Genomic DNA, 20,247 nt, shown 5'->3' with positions numbered 1-20,247 from the left:
TTTTTTTATGAAAATTTGCTATACTAATAACAAGTAAATAATTGGAGATGAAAGAATGGATGAAAAAGATTTCAGAGAAAATCTTGAATTAAAACCTGTTACTGAAAAAGATGTTGATCAATTCAATGAGTTATTGTCTTATGTCTTTCAAGTAACAGAAGCAGACATCGAAGAAAGTGGTTTTGAAAGCAAAGGGGCATTTATTCGCTCCAAGCGCCCAATTTTGGAACTATCGGAAGTATTTGGCTGGTTCCACCATAACAAATTGATTTCTCAAATTGCGATCTATCCATGTGAAGTCAACATCCACGGTAAACCATACAAAATGGGTGGCGTTACCGGTGTCGGAACGTATCCTGAATATGCAAATCATGGATTGATGCAAGATTTGATCTTGGTTGCGTTAGATAATATGCGCAAAAACAAACAATGGATCTCTTATCTTTATCCCTATAGCGTGCCTTATTATCGACGCAAGGGTTGGGAAATCATGTCTGATAAGTTGACATTTAAAATTCGTGATACCCAATTACCGAAGAATGTTCCTGTGGATGGAATGGTTGAACGATTACCAGTAGATCATCCAGATGTTTACCGAGTGTATCAGAAGTTTGCGGCTCAAAATCACGGTGCTTTGTTTCGTAGCCAATTTCATTGGGAAGAATATTGGCGATTTGAAAATAAAGAGGAACGGACAGCTGCGATCTACTATACGAAAGAGCATGAACCAATTGGTGTTTTATTTTATTGGGTCGCTGAAGAAATTTTCCATGTTAAAGAGATGTTTTACTTGAATCAAGAAGCTCGGAATGGTTTATGGAATTTTATTTCAGCACACTTTTCAATGGTTTACTGGGTTCACGGTGATATCTACAAAAATGAACCACTGGCTTTCTTGATCGAAGATAGTCAAATAAAAGAACAGATCGAGCCTTATTACATGGCGAGAATCGTAGATGTCAAAGAGTTTCTGAAGCAATTCCCCTTCGTTTCTACTGCGAAACCTTTTCACTTTATTGTCGAGGACCCTATCGCCTCATGGAACAATGGTGTTTTTGGGTTGGTCTGGAACGAAGACGGACAATTGGATGTCGTGGACGAACCTGTCGGACAATCGGTCCAGTTGTCCATTCAAACATTAAGTTGTTTGATGATGAATTATCGTCGCCCTTCTTATCTTGCAAGGATCGAACGAATCAAAACGGATGATGAAACACTTAAAACACTTGAATTGATTCTTCCAAATATGGAAGCTTATTTCAGTGACTATTTCTAAGAAAAGGACGATGAAAATGAATATTTATTTTGCTGCACCACTTTTTGCAAAAAGTGACTTATTATATAATGCGAAACTTGTAGAAGAAATCAGGAGTCTTTCCAATGAATTAACCATTTATCTTCCGCAAGAAAACGAAGCGATCAATGATAAAACAGCCTATGCTGATAGTCAGATGATTGCTTTAGCCGATACAGAAAAGGTGTTGGAAAGTGATTTGATGATTGCACTATTAGATGGTTTGACCATTGATCCTGGTGTTGCATCCGAAATTGGTGTTGCCTATGCTAAAGGGATTCCTGTCATTGGATTGTATACAGATAGTCGGCAACAAGGCGGTACCCACCCGCAAAAAATTGCTGCTTTACAAGAAGTAGCTGAAAACCAATTCCATTATTTAAATCTTTATACAATTGGGTTAATCAAGCTAAATGGCGCTCTCGTAACTAGTGAAGAAGCGTTACTCAGTCAAGTAAAGACTTACTTAGATGGAGGTTTGAGCCATGAATAAGACAATGAAAAAAATCCAACTTGCACTTGTTGCTTTTGGTGTGTTTGTGGTTTGTTATAACCTTTATGAATTTATCACTAAAAAATATTCAACTACTCAGGGAGTTACTTTCATCATCGAATCTTTAGCTGGGATTCTATTGATTTTTCTCCCTCAGATCGTTAGAAAGATCGCAAAATTATACGTTCCAGATGCCATTGTTTTATTTTATTGGTTTTTCTTGTTTATTTCCGTGTTCTTAGGTACCGGTATGCATTTGATCAGTATCATTTCATTCTGGGATAAAATTTTACACGCCGTTAGTCCTATGGTGTTGACTGCCCTAGGTTACGGATTGATCGGCTTATTATTGAAAGATGCACCAATTGCGAAGACTAGTCCATGGTTGTTTTTACTGTTTGGTTTTGCCTTTGCTGGCCTCTGCGGCGTGTTTTGGGAATTTTGGGAATTTCTCTGTGATCAATTCTTAGGAATGAATCTCCAACGGTTTGCCGCTTCAGATGGCACCTTATTTGTCGGACGAGCTGCTTTGATGGACACGATGGGTGATTTATTCACAAATACGATTGGTGCATTGGTCATGGGAATCTTTGCTTGGACCCAAGGAAGAAACAATCGTGATTATTTTGAAAATTATCGGTTGAAAATTTTGAAATAGAGCAAAAAAAATATCACATTAAAGAATTGTGACAAAAATGAGATGCTTCCTAAAAATTGTGCGTGAAAACGTCAATGGTTGGGTGGCATCTCATTTTGTCTCACCCACTTATTTCTTATCATCAACCCTTACGGTTATTTTGTTACCATTCCCAATGAAAATTGTACTTATTGATAAGGGTTAAAATGATGGGAACAAAGAAGATATTTACCTGCCCACTCCTATTTATATAGGGAATAAAAACATTACCTTATGAGTAGATGAACTTGGAAATAACGATTGAGATCAACTTATTTTATGAATGATTTTTTCAGACTTATGACTAAATTACAAAAAAACAATAAAGCTAGGTGGTTGACCTAACTTTATTGTTTTTTTTAAGCTTAGATGGTGTGTGGCTCAACTAAACATTTGATCGATTCTACTGTTTGCCAACACCCGTTTTCTTGCGAAAGCTTACCGTTTCTTTACTCTTCCGTGTCTTCAAGTTCTTCCGTTTGGAAATGAAGTTTCTCTGCTAGCAAGGTAATCGTTACTTTAGATTTTGGTAAGATGTGTCCTGCTACGATTTCTTTGGCTAATGGTGTTTCTACTTCTTTCGTAATAAAGCGTTTCAATGGTCGAGCCCCGTATGCTGGTTCGTAGGCATTTTCAGCGATCCATGTTTTGGCTTCGTCGCTGATTGTTAGATGAATTTCTTGATAATCCAATCGTTTTGCCAATTGTGCCACCATTTTATCAACGATTCCTTTCACATTTTCAAGACTTAATGGTGTGAATAAAATCGTATCATCGATTCGATTTAAGAATTCTGGTTTGAAATGACCTCGAAGGATCGTTCTTACTTGTTCTTCCACTTCTTCAGGGATAGTGCCATCTGCTGACACTCCTTCTAATAACAGTTGAGAACCAATGTTGCTGGTCATGATAAGAACGGTATTTTTGAAGTCAACCACACGTCCTTTAGAATCAGTTAAACGTCCATCATCTAATACTTGTAACAAGATATTGAAGACATCTGGATGGGCTTTTTCGATTTCATCGAGTAAAACGATCGTATAAGGATTTCTGCGAACGGCTTCCGTCAATTGTCCGCCTTCTTCATAGCCAACATAGCCTGGAGGAGCCCCAACCAAACGAGATACGGCATGTTTCTCCATATACTCACTCATATCGATCCGCACCATGTGTTCTTCAGAATCAAATAAGTTTTCTGCTAAAGCTTTCGCTAATTCTGTTTTCCCAACTCCGGTTGGTCCTAAGAATAAGAAAGAACCTAGTGGGCGGTTTGGATCTTGCAATCCTGCTCGAGAGCGAATGACCGCATCACTGACTGCATCTACTGCTTCATCTTGTCCAATCACACGTTTATGCAATGTTTCGTTGAGCTTGATTAGTTTTTCTCGTTCCCCTTCCACTAATTTTGTGACTGGGATACCAGTTAAACGTCCAACCACTTGCGCAATTTCGTTTTCAGTGACTGATTCTTGAACCATTTTGATTTCACTGTCTTTAGCTTTTGCTTCCAATTCCTTTAATTCTTTTTCTAATTGAGGAATCGTTCCATGACGTAGGACAGCTGCCCGTTCTAAATCATAGTTGTTTTCTGCGTCTTCTAATTCATGTTTGGCTTTATCGATTTCCGCACGTTTAGAAGAAACACTATTGACTTCTTGTTTTTCTGTTTCCCATTGCATTTTCATCGAGTTTGCTTCTTCACGAAGATCAGCTAACTCTTCTTGTAGATTTTTCAAACGTTTTTTACTTGCATCGTCTGATTCTTTTTTCAATGCTGCTTCTTCGATCTCTAATTGCATCAAGCGACGAGTCACTTGGTCTAGCTCAGTCGGCATAGAGTTCATTTCTACTCGGATCGTTGCACTTGCTTCATCGATCAAATCAATTGCTTTATCTGGTAAAAAGCGGTCTGTGATATAACGGTCAGATAAAGTTGCAGCAGCGACTAATGCATTATCATGAATGTTGACTCCATGATGAATCTCAAAACGTTCTTTCAATCCTCGTAAGATACTGATTGTATCTTCTACTGTCGGTTCTTTGACTAAGACTTTTTGGAAACGTCGTTCTAATGCTTTATCTTTTTCCATATATTGACGATATTCATCTAATGTAGTAGCACCGATTAAATGCAATTCACCTCGAGCAAGCATTGGTTTCAATAAATTTCCAGCATCCATGCTGCCTTCAGTTTTCCCTGCACCAACGATATTATGGATTTCATCAATAAATAAGATGATTCGTCCATCACTTTTCTTGACTTCTTTCAGCACAGCTTTTAATCGTTCCTCAAATTCACCACGGAATTTAGCACCAGCAATCAATGCCCCCATGTCTAATGAAAAGATCGTTTTATCTTTCAAGTTTTCTGGCACGTCTTTTCGTACGATACGTTGTGCTAACCCTTCTACAATTGCTGTTTTACCGACACCAGGTTCACCAATCAATACTGGATTATTCTTGGTTTTACGAGATAAGATACGGATAACATCCCGAATTTCTTCATCACGTCCAATGATTGGATCCATTTTCCCGCTTCTGACTTGTTGAACAAGATCAACGCCGTATTTTTCTAATGCTTTGTATTGTTCTTCTTGATTTTTAGATGTCACCTTTTCTCCTCCTCTCATGTCTTCGATATTTTTACGTAACTCTTTTTCTGATAAACCATTTTTGGTCAAATAAACTGTCAATGGATAATTTTTCAATTTCATCAAGGCTAAAATTACAATCTCTGTTGAAAGAAATTCATCGCCAAAACTTTCTCTTAACTGGTCTGCTTCATTTAATAAACGGAATAGATTTTGGCTTAGATTCTGACCATATTGGACGTTTCCCCCTGAAACTGTGGGATATTCATCTAATACACGATCTACTTCCTTTTCAAACGTATCAACATCCATTCCCGCATCAGTGTATAGATTGCGCCCAAAATGGTTTGGTTGTAAAAAAATCTTCCACAAATGCGCAATATCAATTTCTTGATGTTTTCTTGTGACAGCGATTTGTTGCGCTTCAGCAATCGCTTCTTGAAGCGTGGTTGTCATTTTTTCAATGTTCATTTTACTTACCTCCTGAATATAAAATTTCAATATTCAATATGATACATCTCGTTCCAATAAACATTATACCTCTTTGGTCAGTCTTGGTCAAAAGATAACCTCGCTTATTTTATCGAAAATAAGTGATCAAAAAAAACACAACAGAGGCCTCTTGGATGGACTTACTGTTGTGTTTTGGATCTAATAATATGACTCAATACAATTGCTGTAATGGTCAATTTGATTATTTTTTATTGTTTTTAACATCTTGGATCTCTTGTTTGATTACCTTTCGACGATCAGCAATCACGTAGAATAACCCATAAATAAAAGGTAAGATAAATGAGCTAAACCGATACAGTAATAAAGAAGAAAAAGCATCTACGGTTCCCACAAGTGGTCTGAATAACAACAGATAGACAAATTCAAATGAACCGATTCCAGCTGGGGTAGGGATGACACCAGATAAAACTACCGCAAAACTGATAAATGAAAAGGTCAAGAGAAAGTCGATCGTGGGATGGTTTTCAACCAAAAAGAGATAGGGCATGATATACCAAAAAATAAGTTTGACCATATTCCAAAAATAGATGCGTAATAGAGCTGTTCGATCTTTGACAATTGTCTGGACAGTTTCTCTCAACGAATAGATTTGTGTATTACATGTATCTACCCAACCTCTGATGCGTTCACTTCGAAACAGTTTGTTTGAGATACTCATAAAGAAAATTTGTAGATTCAGACTCATTGAGACCATCAATAAAAAGGCAATGATCACCCCAGTTAAAATAATGCCAGCAATAATGAACCAGATCATGTTTGGTCCTTTGGAATAAAATAGAGAGAACTGGATGATCAAACCAATGATCGCATAGGTAATCACGGCTAATTTATACATAATCATATGCAACGCAGTGACACCTGCACCTTGTGAGTATTTCATTCCTTTTTTATTATAAAAATAAATTTCTGAAATCAAAGTGCCTGTTCCAAATGAAACGATTCGATAAAATGCAATATAGCAAGATGTCCAAAAACCATCACAAGTGGAAAATGTTGGTTCGAAAGGCTGGGCAATCTCTTTGATTGAACGCCCTTCTGCCACCTGATAGATCGTTCCTAACAAGAATGCCGCTACCAGAACGATAAAGCTTGTAGACAGCAATTCAGCGAAAATATCTGCAAAAGATTGGTTGATCAAATAATAAATAATGGCAAAAATTCCAATCAATAAGAATAGATTTAACGCTATTTTCGTTTTTGCACCTTTTGTCGCCATCAATTACTCCTTAATGAAAAAAATAAATCAACAGTAAATCCACCAATACACCCAGTACAAATCCTACTGTAAATTTCTTTTTTCTCGTTTTATGATGGAATACTTTACGAGAAATTAATCCCCCAATTCCACCGCCTAATAAACTAACAAAAATCAAATTATTTTCTGGAACGCGCCAACCGCCTTTTTTTGCTTGATACTTATCGTAACCCATCAAACAAAATAAATATAAATTGACAATCACTAAATAAAACCACAAAGGATTGTGTAGTAAAGCTTCCATACGTGTTTCCCTCCACCTCTAGCACATCATTTTTGCTCTTCTTTGGGAGCAAAGACCGACAACCCTTTTTTGACTACGACTAATTCGATAGGCAGATTATCTGTCGTATCACCATCTGTACGAGTACCAACTGATTTCTCCCGTGCTTGGATATTGATTTGACTAGCAGTCAAATAATTGATACCTGGGACAGAGTAAATTTTTCCTTTGATTAAACGAGGCAAATAAAAAACAAATCGAAAAATATCTAAAGATGGGATGATTGTGACATGAAACATACCATCATCGGGTGAAGCTGAATCATCAAAATTCGTATAACCACCTACTGAGTTAGACATTGTGACTGTCAATAATTGTGTTTTTCCTCGCCAATGTTCTTTTTCTGTTTTGATATCTAAATGATACTTTCTCTTTTTTAATAATAACTTGATGAACCGTTTGATAAAAATCCAAGAACCATATTTTTGCTTTTCTTTTTGACTGATCCAAACAGCTGTATCTGCCAATATACCGATCGTTAAAGTTGAGATAATGACTTCATCATTGACTTTTCCATAATCGATTTGACGGATTTGTCCCTCTAAGATAATGTCTGCAGCTTTTTCCTTTTCTAATGGAATACCGAGAACACGGGCTAAATTATTGACTGTTCCTCCTGGTAGTAGTCCTACTTGATAATGCTCAAGTTTATCTTGAAAAGCCTGTACAATATGATGGATCGTACCATCGCCTCCGATTACGATTAAGGTATCTGCGTGCGTTTCTTCAGCTTTTTTGACTAATGTCTCATGCTTGATCGAAGGACCTGTTTCCGTTAGATTGATGATTAGTTCTGGTCGTTTCTTTAAGGCATATTCTTTAAACCAGCTTGCTAATTTTTCACCTTCATCTTGTCCTGAGCTTTGATTATAAAAAACTAGCAATTTTTCCATTTCTTTCTTCCTCCCATTTTTACACAAAAACCAAGGGGTCAGACGTTCCATTGTTGGAATACGCCCACCCCCAGCTAAAAGGATAGATCCACTTCGTTCACTTACTTGATCCATCCACGTTCCTATTTGATTTTATACGTTTGTATTCAATTCTGCAATTTTTACAATCACATCTGTTGCTTTTTCCATCACTTGAAGAGAAACAAACTCAAATCGGCCGTGCATATTTTCGCCACCTGCGAACAAATTAGGCGTTGGAATGCCTAGATAAGAAATTTTCGATCCATCTGTTCCACCTCGTACTGGTTCAATCACAGGCTCGATTTCTAAATCGATCATCGCTTGTTTTGCTAATTCAACAATGCTCATATCTTTTTCAATAATTTCTCGCATATTATAGTACTGATCATACATATCAACTTTCACACGTGTCTGATCGAAGCGACTATTTAGTTTTTCTTGGATTTCACTAATTTTCGCTTTCCGTGCTTCAAATTTTTCTCGATCGTGGTCACGGATAATATAACTCATAGTTGCTTCTTCGACATTTCCATTTAATCCCATCAAATGGAAGAACCCTTCATAACCTGTCGTTTTTTCTGGGACTTCATCTGCTGGTAGTTGATTATGGAAGTCTATCGCTAATTGTAATGCATTGATCATCGTATCTTTGGCTGTACCAGGATGGACATTTTTTCCTTGAATTGAAATATTAGCCTGAGCTGCGCTGAATGTTTCATATTGTAATTCGCCTAAAGGTCCACCATCAACGGTATAGGCAAAATCAACATCAAACTGCTGGACATCAAATTTATCTGCTCCTACCCCAATCTCTTCATCTGGTCCAAAAGCTACTTTGATCTCACCATGAGGGATAGTTGGGTTTTTCAGCAGAATTTCCATTGCGGTCATAATTTCAGCGATCCCAGCTTTATCGTCCGCACCTAACAACGTACTGCCATCAGTTGTGATCAATGTGTGTCCTTCGTAGTTTTTCAAATTAGGGAAGTCTTTGGTATTTAATGTATAATGTTCTTCACTATCTAGAACAATCGTTGATTCCCCATCGTAGTTCTCAATGATTTGTGGATTAACATTTACTGCATTGAAATCTGCGGTATCCATGTGGGCAATGAAACCGATCGAGCGAACTTTCTTTTCAATGTTACTTGGCAATGTTCCTATAACAAATCCATTTTCTTCATTGTAAAATACATTGGTTAGTCCTAAATCTTCTAATTCCTTTTTTAAGACTTGCGCAAAAGCGACTTGTGTTTGTGTCGAAGGAGTCGTTTGACTACTTTCATCAGATCTGGTTTCAGTCTTAACATAGCGTAAAAAACGTGGTAAAAGATTTTCGTACATACAACAGCTCTCCTTTAGTTAAATTGAAATGGGTTCGTATCCGTTTCTGAAACAAAGAAATCAACGGTCCAATTTTCTTCTTGTTTCCATTTCTCAAATTTTTCGACAAACTTTTCTTTACATAAAGATTCAATATAATGACCTGGATCAATCGCAATCAAGCCTGCACTTTGCATATCTTGAGCTGTGTGGTAATAGATATCTCCAGTAATATAAACATCCGCTTTTTGAGCTAATGCGTAAGGATAGAACTTTTCGCCGCTACCACCACAAATGGCGATTCTTTTAACAGTGCTATTTGTATGAGTTGGACGAACAACTCGTAGCCCTTCTAATTGGAAGACTTCTTTTACTTTAGATACAAAGGTATCTAAATCAAGCGCTTCTGGTAATTCTCCGATTCGACCGATCCCCCAGGTTTGAGTCGGTTCGTCAATTGAAAACAAATCAAATGCTACTTCTTCATAAGGATGGACACGATACATAGCTGATAACACTTTTTCCTCACGGTCTTCAGGAAAAATCACTTCCACTTTAGCTTCTTCTACCTTTTCTAGTTGACCGTTTTTACCAATTGCGGGATGTGCCTGTTCATTCGGTCGAAAACGACCTTCGCCAATACTGGTAAAACTTGTATGATCGTAATGACCTTGTTCACCCGCACCAGCCTCAGCTAAAGCCTTACGTAATTTGTCAGCGTCTTCGATCGGTACATAAACAGCTAGTTTTTTGTAATGCCTTGTATGTGTCTTTAACAAATAATTTTCGACATTGATTCCTAATGCTTCACAAAACCAATCATTCAATCCATCCTCGATAATATCCATATTGGTATGTGCTGCATAGACAGAAATATCATGTTTTAATAAATCAGCATACATTTTTTCTTGTGGATGATCCGTTGTTAATCGTTTAATTGGTCGAAATATGGGAGGATGTTTAGCAATTAACAAATCAATCTTTTTTTCGATGGCTTCTTGCACAACTTCTGGACGAACATCTAACGTCATCATTATGCGTTGAATCGGTTTATTTAATGTTCCGAGGTGTAGCCCCACAGGATCTCCTTCTTCAGCCAACCATTGAGGACAATATTCTTCAAATTTGCGAATAAATTCATTACCGTTGATCGCCATTAAGCTAAAACCTCCTCGATCATCTGGATTTCTTTTTTTATCGCTTCAACACGTTCTTCTTGGTTCTGTGCTTGTGCCAATTGTTTTAAAATCGCTTGTCTTTGTTTTAATTCTCTTTGCCATTTCTTTTGGAAGACCACTGTTTTTCCTTGCAATAAAAATGGACCAAACAGAATCTCTTCCTCATTATAGATATGCTTCGTCGGTGTTTTTTCAGCTACAATGATTTCATAGATTTTTTTGTTTTCCTCTAAAATCTCTTCTGCAATGATTTGATAGTGATTATCTTGCAACCATTTTCTCACTGCTTGCTCGCCAATATTTGGTTGGAGAATCAAACGCTCCTTCCCTGTTAAACGATGCTGTTTGGCGCCTGCTTCTAAAATATCTCGAATCAAAGCCCCACCCATACCAGCAATCGTGATCGCATTGATCTGATCTGTTGGCTCAATCGCATCTAATCCGTTAGCTAAACGAACAACGATCCGCTTTTCTAAACCATTTTTCTGTACTTGCTTTTTTGCTGACTCATAAGGGCCTTTCACCACTTCGCCAGCTACAGCAAATTCAATTTTATCCTTTAACATTAATGCAACTGGCAAGTAAGCGTGGTCAGAGCCAATATCTGCTAAAAACGCTCCTGTTGGGACATGTTCTCCCACTAATGCTAAGCGTTTCGATAAATCTAAGTGGTTCATACCTTCACTCCTTCCCCCTCATTATAACATTTTCCCTATAAATGAAGGAGATTTGAAAAAGAAAAATTTCAAATCTCCTGATGAGCTATTTGCTTTTACGAAACGTTTAACACTGACTATTCAATAACTCTTACCTCAACGATCGAATTACCAGGAATTTGCGGAGGGATTGACATTGTCATAATTGGTTTTTCTTTTAAAGTAAACTTGATCTCGTCACCTTTTTGAAAAGATTCCTTACCTCCGACTAATTGATCATTCGAAACATTTAGTGTTACACCATCATTATCAAAAGAGGTTCCAATATTCTCGGGGTCTTCGATTTCATCTACATTGACCACTTTGATTTGAATGGTATCATCGACTGAATCATCAATACTTTCAATTTCACCCTTAAAAATACTTTGTCCTTCGTTAGAAGAATCCTTCGCTTTAGTCGTTGTTTCCGCACTAATCGAATCGATCGATGCCTCATTTTTATCTCCATTACCACAACCTGTTAGCGAAAAAAGTAACCCTGTCGCCAACAAACAAGAAAAAATCACTTTCATATCTTTATCCTCCGGCTAATTATTTACATTACTTCAATTGATGATCGTTCTTTGACTTTTTATTTAGTTGACGATAATCAATACATTCTGTTTTTAGTCGTTCAATTTTGTTTTTGATACTTGTTCATCAGAAATTTATGGTTGTCTTTTTTCGTTACCATGATGACTATTGATCAGGCGTAAGCTTCTGTAATCATCACTCTATCCAGTATGACACCACTTTTGTAGCTTGTTACGATCAATAAAAGTGGCGTTAAGTATGAATTCAGATACACTTTCATCTCAAATTATGAGTTTCTTGAATAACTAAGTGAACATCGAGAGTCATTGAAAAGAGAATTATTTGCAGACTTCTCTCAATTAATTGTTTGCATTGCTTATTTTCCTACCCATCAAAGCAATAGGCAGGAAATATGGCAATAACTAATTCAGCAAAAAGCTTTCTCGATCACATCTTCTAAGCCTACTAAGGCTACAATTATGACTTCTATGCTTTCTCTTTTCGCTAGCCATTTCTCCGATTGCGTCCAGTCATTTCAATTTCTTTTGTCAAATAACGAATCCGTTCCATGATTCGTTTGGCTTTCAATGGTTCTTCATCTCCACGCTGTGTCACAGCAAGATGTTGCTCCAATTCATTCATTGTAAAATTGGAAGAGAAAAAGGTTGGCAGTTGCTCTTGCATTCGATATTGCAAAATCACACCAAAGACTTCATCTCTGATCCAACTACTCATGGCATCAGCGCCAATGTCATCCATCATTAAGATCGGTGAACGTTTGACTGCATCTAGTTTTTCTGCGACTTGATCTTTTCCAATCGCTTGTTTCATTTCAACAGCAAAAGTTGGAAAATGGACAAGTGTAGTTGTAAAGCCTTTAATGGCTAGTTCTCTGGCAGTCGCTCCTAAAAGATAGGTCTTTCCTATTCCAAAGCTGCCAACTAAATAGAGTCCTTTGTGATAGTCTTTGGGACTTGCACTATAATTTTCCACAAAGTCTAATGCTTCAAAGCTCGCATAGCTCCGTCCATCGGTACGCTCAAAATTATTGAAAGAAGCATCTTGGATATCTTTTGGCATATCGACAGCTTTGATCCGGTTCCTGATTTCTTCTTGTCTTTTCTTCGCCAATAAGGCTTCTGTTGGAACATAAGTCACATCGACATAATGAAAATTCAAGGTTAGCTTGGGCTCATAGCCAGGAGCGATCATCGTAGGGTCATTTTTTTGGTATTTTCGTTTTTCTTGGACAAATTCATATAGTTTTGCATAACTTTTTTCGATATCTGCTTGTGTTAATTCATCTTTGTGATCCGCCAAAAAGGCTTGCACATCTGGATCGTTGAGGACTTCTTCGATCATTTCAGCAAATTTTTGTTGATAATTTCGCTGGCTGATGATCCGCTTTAATTCTTTTCCTACATCTTCCATTAGCTATCTCCCTCCTTCTTGGCAAAATATTCTTTGAATCGTCGTTCGATCTCCGCTTTTTTCTCACTACTGATTTTTTTCTCTTCTTTAGGCTGGTTGACCCAATCCGGTAATTTCTCACGACGAACGTTTCGACGATTAGTTGAATAATTCTGGTTCGTATTTTTAGTATTTTGTTTGACTTTGCTATTGGTTTTCCGAATATGTTCAATGGCTTCTTCTGGGGTCATGATCTTTTTTTGTGCCCATTCGTTAGCGATCGTGTTGACAAAGCTTGCGGTTAAGCTAGGACGATCTTTGATTACTAAGACATAATTGATCAGGATATTGATCAAACTATTCGACAATCCCGATTGTGAAACTAAATCCTGTAAAAGCCAAGTTTCTTGTTTTGACACATAGCCGCCTTTTGCTTGTTTCAGTGCCTCTAAATATTTCATTGGCGGAATGCTTTTGGCTTCGTTCACTAACTGTAGTGTCGCATTTGTCAGAGCAGTTGCTTCCTTAGGTGTCTCATTCTGATTGGCAGAGGTTGCTTCTTCATTTTGATTAGCCAATGTATTTGTTCGCTTCGTCTGTTGGTTCACCAATACGATGCGTTGAAGCTCTTTGACAGATACTGTCTGCTCAGAAAAATCATACGCTTGTACGACCCATTCACCTAATGTCAACTCATCCACGCCATAAAGTAAATGATACATTGTTAACTGTTCCTTCAATGATTCATCTAGATTCATGATATGTTTTTTTGCCAACCAATCTGTCAAAAAGCGCCAATCAAGAGTGGATTGTTCCATGGACTTCCCCAGATCAGTTGATTTGGTTGTAAATGACTGTTGGTTTCCCTCGAGTTTCTCTTGATCTGCAGCATATGTTTTTTCATTAAAGCGATATACTTCTAAAAATTTCTTCGTGATCTTTTGATAATCATTCGTCGAAAAATGTTCCGGCTGAAATAGTTGGATCAACTGATCGAAACGCCGTTGACCGACTTTTTCTAATAGCAGAAAAGACAATAATGTATCTTTAAAAAATGCTAACGGTTCAATTGGCTCAAGTAACTCATAAATAAAACATCCCCCTAAGCTAGGGTCTTCTTTGAAAAAAACTTCTAAAAGTCCGATCCCTTCTAGTTTTTTTCGTGCTTCATAAAGCTGAGGAATACCACAATTCAAGCTACTTAACAGATCAGCATGTAATCCTTCCGGTCCAACGCCTTTTTGTAAAGGAATTTCTGATAGTAAGGTAAAATACAAACTCAAAGCTTCACTGCCGATTAATGGCTGGTAGAGATAAAGTAATGAGGATTTCCCTTCTTCTCTTAGCGGATAGCTTTTTCTTCCTTGGTAGATATTTTTAGGTTGAAGCTCTTTCCATGCGTTATCCAAGGAATTTGGCCTCCTTTTATGACTTGATTTTATTTCTGATTTATTCGTTGTTTTCTTTGTGATTCTCTTTATTATTTTCTTTTGCTTTATCAACGATGTCTTGTAATTCTTTTAAAAACACCGACATATCTTTAAATTGACGATAAACACTGGCAAAACGGATATAAGCAATCTCATCTAAATTGACCAGATCTTCCATCACGTATTCTCCGATCAACGTCGTCGATACTTCATTTTCACCAAGACTTCGCACCCGATTTTCAACATGGTTTACGATTTGTTCCATTTGTTCCATCGCAACTGGTCTTTTTTCTGCTGAACGGATTAATCCTCTTAAAATCTTGTCACGATTAAATTCTTCCCGTTCCCCATTTTTTTTGATCACTAATAAAGGTGCTGCTTCAATTCTTTCAAATGTTGTAAAACGAAAAGAACAGTTTTCGCACTCTCGTCTTCGACGAATTGCTCGACCATCATCCGCTTGTCGACTATCAATCACTCGGGAATTGTTATGTTGACATCTAGGACATCTCATTATTTTCACCTCTTAATCTGAAATTTTTCTGATATACATTCATTTAATATATTGAATCAATTTATATAGTATTGATTCAATTTATATAGTATTGATTCAACGAACATTCAAAGGATAAATTTTCACTCGATAATAGTTACGTAAATAATTACGTATGAAACAATATTTTTATGATTCACTCCTGCTTTTCATAAAAAAAGTTTCACACATGTAACTAGTTGTATTATAACATGAAACAATTCTTACAGGCGACTCTCCTGTATAAAAAACCTCGTTAGAAGAACCTTTTTTTCAATCGATTGATCGAAATTGTTCCAAAGCAAAACAATTAGGCTTGACTTTCGAGAAAACTGCATGTAAAACAGTGCTTCTTAAAAACTTCTTTCAGGTGCATACTTCAAAAAAAACAGAGAGTGAGACAAAACTTGTCTCACTCTCTGTTTCAACAGTCTAAGTTATACCCATTAAAGTTTTTCTTCAATCCCTGTATAATGTTTCATTCGTTGTTCATCGATTTTTTGTTGTTCAGGAATATGATCGGATTCTGGTAAAGGTGTTTTTTTGTGTGTTGGATCATCTTTTTTTCGTTCTTGTGTCAGATCTTGCTCCTTGGCTTCTTTTTCTGCTTGTTGGTCTTCTAATTCATCGACTCTGGCTTTGTAGCGTTCATCATTTTCTTTTGCAGCTTCTGATTGTGCCCGTCCTTCATCTACCAGTTCATCTTTATTCAAGATCTCTCCTAGTTTTTCTTTTGCAGAACCGACTACTTTATCTTTTTGATTTTTAAAAGTCCCCATACCAATCCCCCTCTTTTCTTTATATTCAGCATAGCAAACTATCTAAATATACTCAAAGAAATCGATTGTTGAAGTCCGAGAGCCAACGTTCGATTTGACAAGTCAGTTCATCCTTACTACCGGAATTGTCAAAAACGATATCTGCTAATTTTTTCTTTTCTTCAATCGGCATCTGGCTTTGTATTCTTTTCTTTGCTTCGTCTAGTGTCAATTGATTTCTTTTCATCAAACGTTGCAATTGAATTTCTTCTGGAAGGTAAACGACTGCTACAGCATCCATTTCCTGTTCATAATGACCTTCAAATAATAAAGGGATATCAACGACAACTAAAGGATAATTTGCTTTTTGTTGCTTAATCTGTTCCGTAATCGCTTGACGGATAAAGGGGTCTAATAAGCGATCAAGTTTTTGTCTTTGTTCTGTCGAATCGAAAATAATCTTAGCTAAAGCTACTCGATCAAGCGAGCCATCTTCTTGAAGGATTTCTTCCCCAAATTCTTGAACGATTGCCGCCAATCCAGGAGTCTGAGGTTGGACGACTTCACGGGCGATGATATCTCCATCGATCATCGGGATTTGGTGACGGCTAAAAACAGCTGCTGCAGTGCTTTTCCCAGTAGCAATCCCACCAGTTAAGCCTAAGACATAGCCTACTTGCTGATTTTTAGTCTTTGGCAATTTGGACAATAGTGAGTCCCCCTTTGCGCTACTTTTGTTTTGACGATCGGTGTATGACAACGAACACATGGTTGACCAGTCTGACCATAGACATGTAAAGCTACTTGAAAGTTACCTGACTCGCCTAACGCATTGAGATAACTCCTGATCGTCGTTCCGCCAGCCTCAATTGCCCGAGACAACACGTCAATAATTGCTTTTCGTAACAACTCTGCTTCTTTGGGCTTCAATGTATCCGCTGGCTGTTCTGGATGGATCTTTGCTTCCCAAAGCGCTTCATCCACATAGATATTCCCTAAACCTGTTACTAACTTTTGATCTAATAATAATGGTTTAATCGCTTTATGAGATTTTTGTAAGCCTAAACGAAAGCCGTCTAATAAAAATGTATCTGGCAACGGTTCTGGACCTAATTTCATGATGCCTTTGTAGGCATCACTCGTTCCTTTTTCAACTAATGTCATTCGTCCAAATTTACGTACATCATGGTATCGGAGTTGGCTACCATCTTCAAAGAAAAAAATGACATGCGTGTGTTTATCGATCGGTTCATTTTTTTCAACAAATTGGTATTTTCCTTCCATACGTAAATGCGAGATCAATTCATAATGACTCAAACGAAAAATTAAAAACTTGCCTCTTCGATCAATAGACAGAATCTCTTCGCCAACTAACGAAGCTTCAAAGATTGCTGTTTCTGGTTGTTCAATTATTCTTGGCCATAAGACTTGGATTTTTTGGATTTTCTTTCCAACGACTAAACGAGACAAGCCTTTTCGTACAGTTTCTACTTCTGGTAATTCTGGCATGTTTTCACCTTCGACTTATTTGCTTTTTTATCTATTTATTGAGCAGATCGGTTCAATAGTGGCAATCAGCTATTTCGCTTCATACCACGTTTTCCCCCAACTACTATCTGTAATCAATGGTACGTGTAAGGACACGGCATGTTCCATGACTTCACTTACTAATTTGTCTAATCGTTCTAATTCTGTTTCTGGCACTTCAAAAACCAATTCATCGTGTACTTGTAACAACATGGTTGCTGATAGTTTTTCTTCTTTTAAGCGTTTATCCAACTCGATCATCGCGATTTTAAGAATATCAGCGGCACTTCCTTGGATTGGGGTATTGATTGCTGTTCTTTCAGCAAAAGAACGTATATTATAATTTCGTGAATTGATATCTGGTAAATAACGTCTGCGATGGTAAAGGGTTTCGACAAATCCTTGTTCCTTTGCTTCACGAACGATACGTTCCATATATTCTTTGACTCCAGGATATTTCTCAAAATACGTATCAATGTACTGTTGCGCTGCTTTTCTTGTAATCCCAAGATTTTGTGATAAACCATAGTCAGAAATGCCATAAACGATCCCAAAATTGACTGCTTTTGCTTGACGACGCATATTTGGTGTGACATCTTCTGCTTTTTCAATCCCAAAAACACGCATAGCAGTACTTGCATGGATGTCTTGTCCTTCAAGAAAGGCTGCTTTTAAATGTTCATCATTCGAGATATGAGCCAAGACTCGCAATTCGATTTGTGAATAGTCAGATGAATAGATCAACCAGTCTTTTTCTCTAGGCACAAACGCTTGGCGAATCTTTCGCCCTTCATCTAAGCGAATAGGAATATTCTGTAAATTAGGATCTACTGAACTTAAACGCCCTGTTTGAGTCAATGTTTGAACATATCTGGTATGGACTTTCCCATCGGATTGAATGACTTTTAACAAACCTTCTACATAAGTTGACTGGATCTTGGCGATTTGGCGATACGTCAAGATGTCATCCACGATTGGTGCTTGTTCTCTTAATTGTTCTAAAACATCGACCGCAGTGGAATAGCCCGTCTTCGTTTTCTTGATCACCGGTAACCCCATTTTTTCAAATAAAATGACCCCTAATTGTTTTGGTGAGTTTAAATTGAAGGATTCACCAGCCTCTTGATAGATTGTTTCCTCGATCTCTTTCAATCGATCGGAGAATTCGATTTTCATTTCTTGTAAACGAGAAGCATCAACTTTGATACCAGTGATTTCCATTTCAGCTAAGATGATTGAAAGGGGTAGTTCCATCTCACGGAACAAGGCCATTTGGTTTTTTTCTGTTAATTCTTGACTTAACTTAGGTGTTAAAACATTAATGGCAGATACTTTTCTGGCAAGGTGGGCAAAAAATACTTCTTCCTCTTCCGGTAATCCTTTTTTTGCCCCTTTTCCATAAATTGCTTCATCTGACTGCACTTCATGATAGCCATAATGGGCAGCGATTCCTTCAATATCCGTACTTTTCTCATTTGTATCAAGCAAGTAGGCACCAAGCAAGACATCAAAATCGATCCCTTTTGTTTTCGTAGCATAACGATTTAAAGCCACATAAGTCCGTTTAGCATCATAGACTTTTTTCAACCGTGTTGGATCAGCTAGCCAAGCACAAAAAGCTTCGTTCTCAAATAACGCTAGATCATTCGTAACATAAATTTTTTGTTTCGTCCCCCAAGCTACACCCACGATATCTTCTGTATGGTAATTGTCTCCCATCATCTCCACATATAAAGCCATGTCAGTCGTGAACATGTCCTCATGGTATTCATGGACTACTTCAAATAGGATATCTTCAAGTTCTACTTCTTCCTCAACAAGGTCCAGCTTTGCCAGGAATTGTTTAAATTCCATTTCTTTATAAAATGGCACCAATTTCTCTAAGTTTTTCCCTTCATATTTCAATGAATCAATCGAGACTTCAACTGGCGCATCTGTATTGATCGTCGCTAATTGTTTGGATAAGAAAGCTTGTTCTTTATCATTGATCAAATTTTCTTTCATTTTGCTTTGTTTCATTTCATCAATATGCTCATAGATCCCTTCAACGGATCCATATTGTTTTAACAATTTGATTGCTGTTTTTTCGCCGATTTTCGTCACACCAGGAATATTGTCTGAAGCGTCTCCTGCCAAACCTTTCATATCAATGATTTGATTTGGCGTCAACCCATCATATTTTTCAGCCACATGTTCAGGTGTGTAACTTTCGATATCACTCACACCTTTCACCGTAATGTCTACTTTGATTTCATTACTAGCTAATTGAGTCAGATCTCGATCACCAGATAAAACAACGACATCAAATTCTTCTTTATTGACTTTTTCGGCTAATGTCCCAATGATGTCATCCGCTTCATAATTAGGTAATTCATAGTATTGGACACCTAGTCCTGTGAGTAATTCACGAATGTAAGGCATCTGTTCTTTAAATTCTCCAGGAGTTTTTGAACGGCCACCTTTGTATTCTGCATACATCTCGGTTCTAAACGTCGTCTTTCCTGCATCGAATGCAACTAATACATGAGTAGGTTGCTCTTTTTGCATCACATTTTCAAACATCGTGTTAAAAGCATAGATCGCATTTGTATGCAACCCATTTCTATTTTTAAACCGTTCTAATGAATTGTGTAAAGCAAAAAATGCGCGAAAAGCAACACTATTTCCATCTACAAGTAATAATTTATTTTTTGTCATCTGCCTAACTCCTTACTGTAAAGTTCTTATTTATTCTAACAAAGAATACTGAGGAAAGCGAAAAGAAAAACGCAAATTAACCACTTTACTGAACAAAAAAGAGTGAAAAGACTCAATGCTTTTCACTCTCATAATTATTGTTCA

18 protein-coding genes are annotated in these 20,247 nt (G+C 37.2%); 3 read left to right on the top strand and 15 right to left on the bottom strand.

Annotation, left to right across the window (positions count from 1 at the left end):
• The first annotated feature begins 55 nt into the window (after positions 1-55).
• The 3 genes from EHR_RS10380 to EHR_RS10370 are packed head-to-tail and all read left to right on the top strand — an operon-like array spanning position 56 to position 2,445.
• Positions 56-1,276 carry a GNAT family N-acetyltransferase gene (locus tag EHR_RS10380; protein ID WP_010737668.1) on the top strand — a complete coding sequence of 407 codons (1,221 nt, stop codon included), beginning with the start codon at positions 56-58 and terminating at the stop codon, positions 1,274-1,276.
• Positions 1,277-1,292: 16 nt separating this feature from the next.
• Positions 1,293-1,787 (top strand): nucleoside 2-deoxyribosyltransferase, encoded by a 495-nt coding sequence (locus EHR_RS10375; RefSeq protein WP_010719051.1) that lies wholly within the window; start codon positions 1,293-1,295, stop codon positions 1,785-1,787.
• Positions 1,780-2,445 (top strand): DUF2238 domain-containing protein, encoded by a 666-nt coding sequence (locus EHR_RS10370; protein WP_010719050.1) that lies wholly within the window; start codon positions 1,780-1,782, stop codon positions 2,443-2,445. The genes EHR_RS10375 and EHR_RS10370 overlap by 8 nt, the downstream gene beginning before the upstream one ends.
• A 467-nt stretch (positions 2,446-2,912) precedes the next feature.
• Here the strand turns inward: EHR_RS10370 and clpB are convergent, their stop codons facing one another.
• The 15 genes from clpB to polA form a co-directional block, all read right to left on the bottom strand.
• Complete coding sequence (gene clpB, locus EHR_RS10365) at positions 2,913-5,525, bottom strand: ATP-dependent chaperone ClpB (protein WP_010737669.1); 2,613 nt, start codon at positions 5,523-5,525, stop codon at positions 2,913-2,915.
• Between the two features lie 223 nt (positions 5,526-5,748).
• On the bottom strand, positions 5,749-6,783 hold the full coding sequence (locus EHR_RS10360) for a lysylphosphatidylglycerol synthase transmembrane domain-containing protein (protein WP_010737670.1): 1,035 nt from the start codon (positions 6,781-6,783) through the stop codon (positions 5,749-5,751).
• A 10-nt stretch (positions 6,784-6,793) separates the two neighbouring features.
• Entirely contained in the window at positions 6,794-7,066 is a 273-nt protein-coding gene (locus EHR_RS10355) for a DUF1294 domain-containing protein (protein WP_010719047.1), read from the bottom strand.
• A gap of 26 nt (positions 7,067-7,092) precedes the next feature.
• Positions 7,093-7,998 (bottom strand): diacylglycerol/lipid kinase family protein, encoded by a 906-nt coding sequence (locus EHR_RS10350; RefSeq protein ID WP_025480176.1) that lies wholly within the window; start codon positions 7,996-7,998, stop codon positions 7,093-7,095.
• Between the two features lie 132 nt (positions 7,999-8,130).
• Positions 8,131-9,363, bottom strand: a complete 1,233-nt coding sequence (gene pepT, locus EHR_RS10345) for a peptidase T (protein ID WP_010737672.1) — start codon at positions 9,361-9,363, stop codon at positions 8,131-8,133.
• A 14-nt stretch (positions 9,364-9,377) separates the two neighbouring features.
• Entirely contained in the window at positions 9,378-10,499 is a 1,122-nt protein-coding gene (locus tag EHR_RS10340) for a Nif3-like dinuclear metal center hexameric protein (protein ID WP_010737673.1), read from the bottom strand.
• Complete coding sequence (locus EHR_RS10335) at positions 10,499-11,197, bottom strand: tRNA (adenine(22)-N(1))-methyltransferase (protein ID WP_010719043.1); 699 nt, start codon at positions 11,195-11,197, stop codon at positions 10,499-10,501. Before EHR_RS10335 ends, EHR_RS10340 begins: the two co-directional genes overlap by 1 nt.
• 116 nt (positions 11,198-11,313) lie before the next feature.
• Positions 11,314-11,748 (bottom strand): LptM family lipoprotein, encoded by a 435-nt coding sequence (locus EHR_RS10330; RefSeq protein ID WP_010737674.1) that lies wholly within the window; start codon positions 11,746-11,748, stop codon positions 11,314-11,316.
• Between the two features lie 505 nt (positions 11,749-12,253).
• Positions 12,254-13,180: a primosomal protein DnaI gene (dnaI, locus tag EHR_RS10325; RefSeq protein ID WP_010737675.1), complete on the bottom strand. Its 927-nt coding sequence runs from the start codon at positions 13,178-13,180 to the stop codon at positions 12,254-12,256.
• On the bottom strand, positions 13,180-14,568 hold the full coding sequence (locus EHR_RS10320; protein ID WP_010737676.1) for a replication initiation and membrane attachment family protein: 1,389 nt from the start codon (positions 14,566-14,568) through the stop codon (positions 13,180-13,182). The genes dnaI and EHR_RS10320 overlap by 1 nt, the downstream gene beginning before the upstream one ends.
• Positions 14,569-14,608: 40 nt before the next feature.
• On the bottom strand, positions 14,609-15,103 hold the full coding sequence (gene nrdR, locus EHR_RS10315) for a transcriptional regulator NrdR (protein ID WP_010719039.1): 495 nt from the start codon (positions 15,101-15,103) through the stop codon (positions 14,609-14,611).
• Positions 15,104-15,567: 464 nt separating this feature from the next.
• A complete protein-coding gene (locus tag EHR_RS10310; RefSeq protein ID WP_010737677.1) occupies positions 15,568-15,900 on the bottom strand; it encodes a hypothetical protein in 333 nt (110 codons plus the stop codon).
• A 52-nt stretch (positions 15,901-15,952) separates the two neighbouring features.
• Positions 15,953-16,588 (bottom strand): dephospho-CoA kinase, encoded by a 636-nt coding sequence (coaE, locus tag EHR_RS10305; protein WP_010719037.1) that lies wholly within the window; start codon positions 16,586-16,588, stop codon positions 15,953-15,955.
• Positions 16,552-17,388 carry a DNA-formamidopyrimidine glycosylase gene (gene mutM, locus EHR_RS10300; RefSeq protein WP_010737678.1) on the bottom strand — a complete coding sequence of 279 codons (837 nt, stop codon included), beginning with the start codon at positions 17,386-17,388 and terminating at the stop codon, positions 16,552-16,554. Before mutM ends, coaE begins: the two co-directional genes overlap by 37 nt.
• A gap of 69 nt (positions 17,389-17,457) precedes the next feature.
• On the bottom strand, positions 17,458-20,103 hold the full coding sequence (polA, locus tag EHR_RS10295; protein ID WP_010737679.1) for a DNA polymerase I: 2,646 nt from the start codon (positions 20,101-20,103) through the stop codon (positions 17,458-17,460).
• Between the last annotated feature and the right edge of the window lie 144 nt (positions 20,104-20,247).

The sequence above is a fragment of the Enterococcus hirae ATCC 9790 genome (assembly GCF_000271405.2).
Lineage (GTDB): Bacteria > Bacillota > Bacilli > Lactobacillales > Enterococcaceae > Enterococcus_B > Enterococcus_B hirae.
This window is presented reverse-complemented; position numbering and strand designations above follow the sequence as displayed.

Excerpts from the sequence above, each read along its gene's own strand:
- EHR_RS10350 (WP_025480176.1), bottom strand. The coding sequence starts at position 7,998 with ATGGAAAAATTGCTAGTTTTTTATAATCAAAGCTCAGGACAAGATGAA.
- EHR_RS10310 (WP_010737677.1), bottom strand. The coding sequence starts at position 15,900 with ATGGGGACTTTTAAAAATCAAAAAGATAAAGTAGTCGGTTCTGCAAAA.
- mutM (WP_010737678.1), bottom strand. The coding sequence starts at position 17,388 with ATGCCAGAATTACCAGAAGTAGAAACTGTACGAAAAGGCTTGTCTCGT.
- EHR_RS10355 (WP_010719047.1), bottom strand. The coding sequence starts at position 7,066 with ATGGAAGCTTTACTACACAATCCTTTGTGGTTTTATTTAGTGATTGTC.
- polA (WP_010737679.1), bottom strand. The coding sequence starts at position 20,103 with ATGACAAAAAATAAATTATTACTTGTAGATGGAAATAGTGTTGCTTTT.
- clpB (WP_010737669.1), bottom strand. The coding sequence starts at position 5,525 with ATGAACATTGAAAAAATGACAACCACGCTTCAAGAAGCGATTGCTGAA.
- EHR_RS10340 (WP_010737673.1), bottom strand. The coding sequence starts at position 10,499 with ATGGCGATCAACGGTAATGAATTTATTCGCAAATTTGAAGAATATTGT.
- EHR_RS10370 (WP_010719050.1), top strand. The coding sequence starts at position 1,780 with ATGAATAAGACAATGAAAAAAATCCAACTTGCACTTGTTGCTTTTGGT.
- EHR_RS10330 (WP_010737674.1), bottom strand. The coding sequence starts at position 11,748 with ATGAAAGTGATTTTTTCTTGTTTGTTGGCGACAGGGTTACTTTTTTCG.
- EHR_RS10335 (WP_010719043.1), bottom strand. The coding sequence starts at position 11,197 with ATGAACCACTTAGATTTATCGAAACGCTTAGCATTAGTGGGAGAACAT.
- EHR_RS10375 (WP_010719051.1), top strand. The coding sequence starts at position 1,293 with ATGAATATTTATTTTGCTGCACCACTTTTTGCAAAAAGTGACTTATTA.
- dnaI (WP_010737675.1), bottom strand. The coding sequence starts at position 13,180 with ATGGAAGATGTAGGAAAAGAATTAAAGCGGATCATCAGCCAGCGAAAT.
- EHR_RS10380 (WP_010737668.1), top strand. The coding sequence starts at position 56 with ATGGATGAAAAAGATTTCAGAGAAAATCTTGAATTAAAACCTGTTACT.
- pepT (WP_010737672.1), bottom strand. The coding sequence starts at position 9,363 with ATGTACGAAAATCTTTTACCACGTTTTTTACGCTATGTTAAGACTGAA.
- nrdR (WP_010719039.1), bottom strand. The coding sequence starts at position 15,103 with ATGAGATGTCCTAGATGTCAACATAACAATTCCCGAGTGATTGATAGT.
- EHR_RS10360 (WP_010737670.1), bottom strand. The coding sequence starts at position 6,783 with ATGGCGACAAAAGGTGCAAAAACGAAAATAGCGTTAAATCTATTCTTA.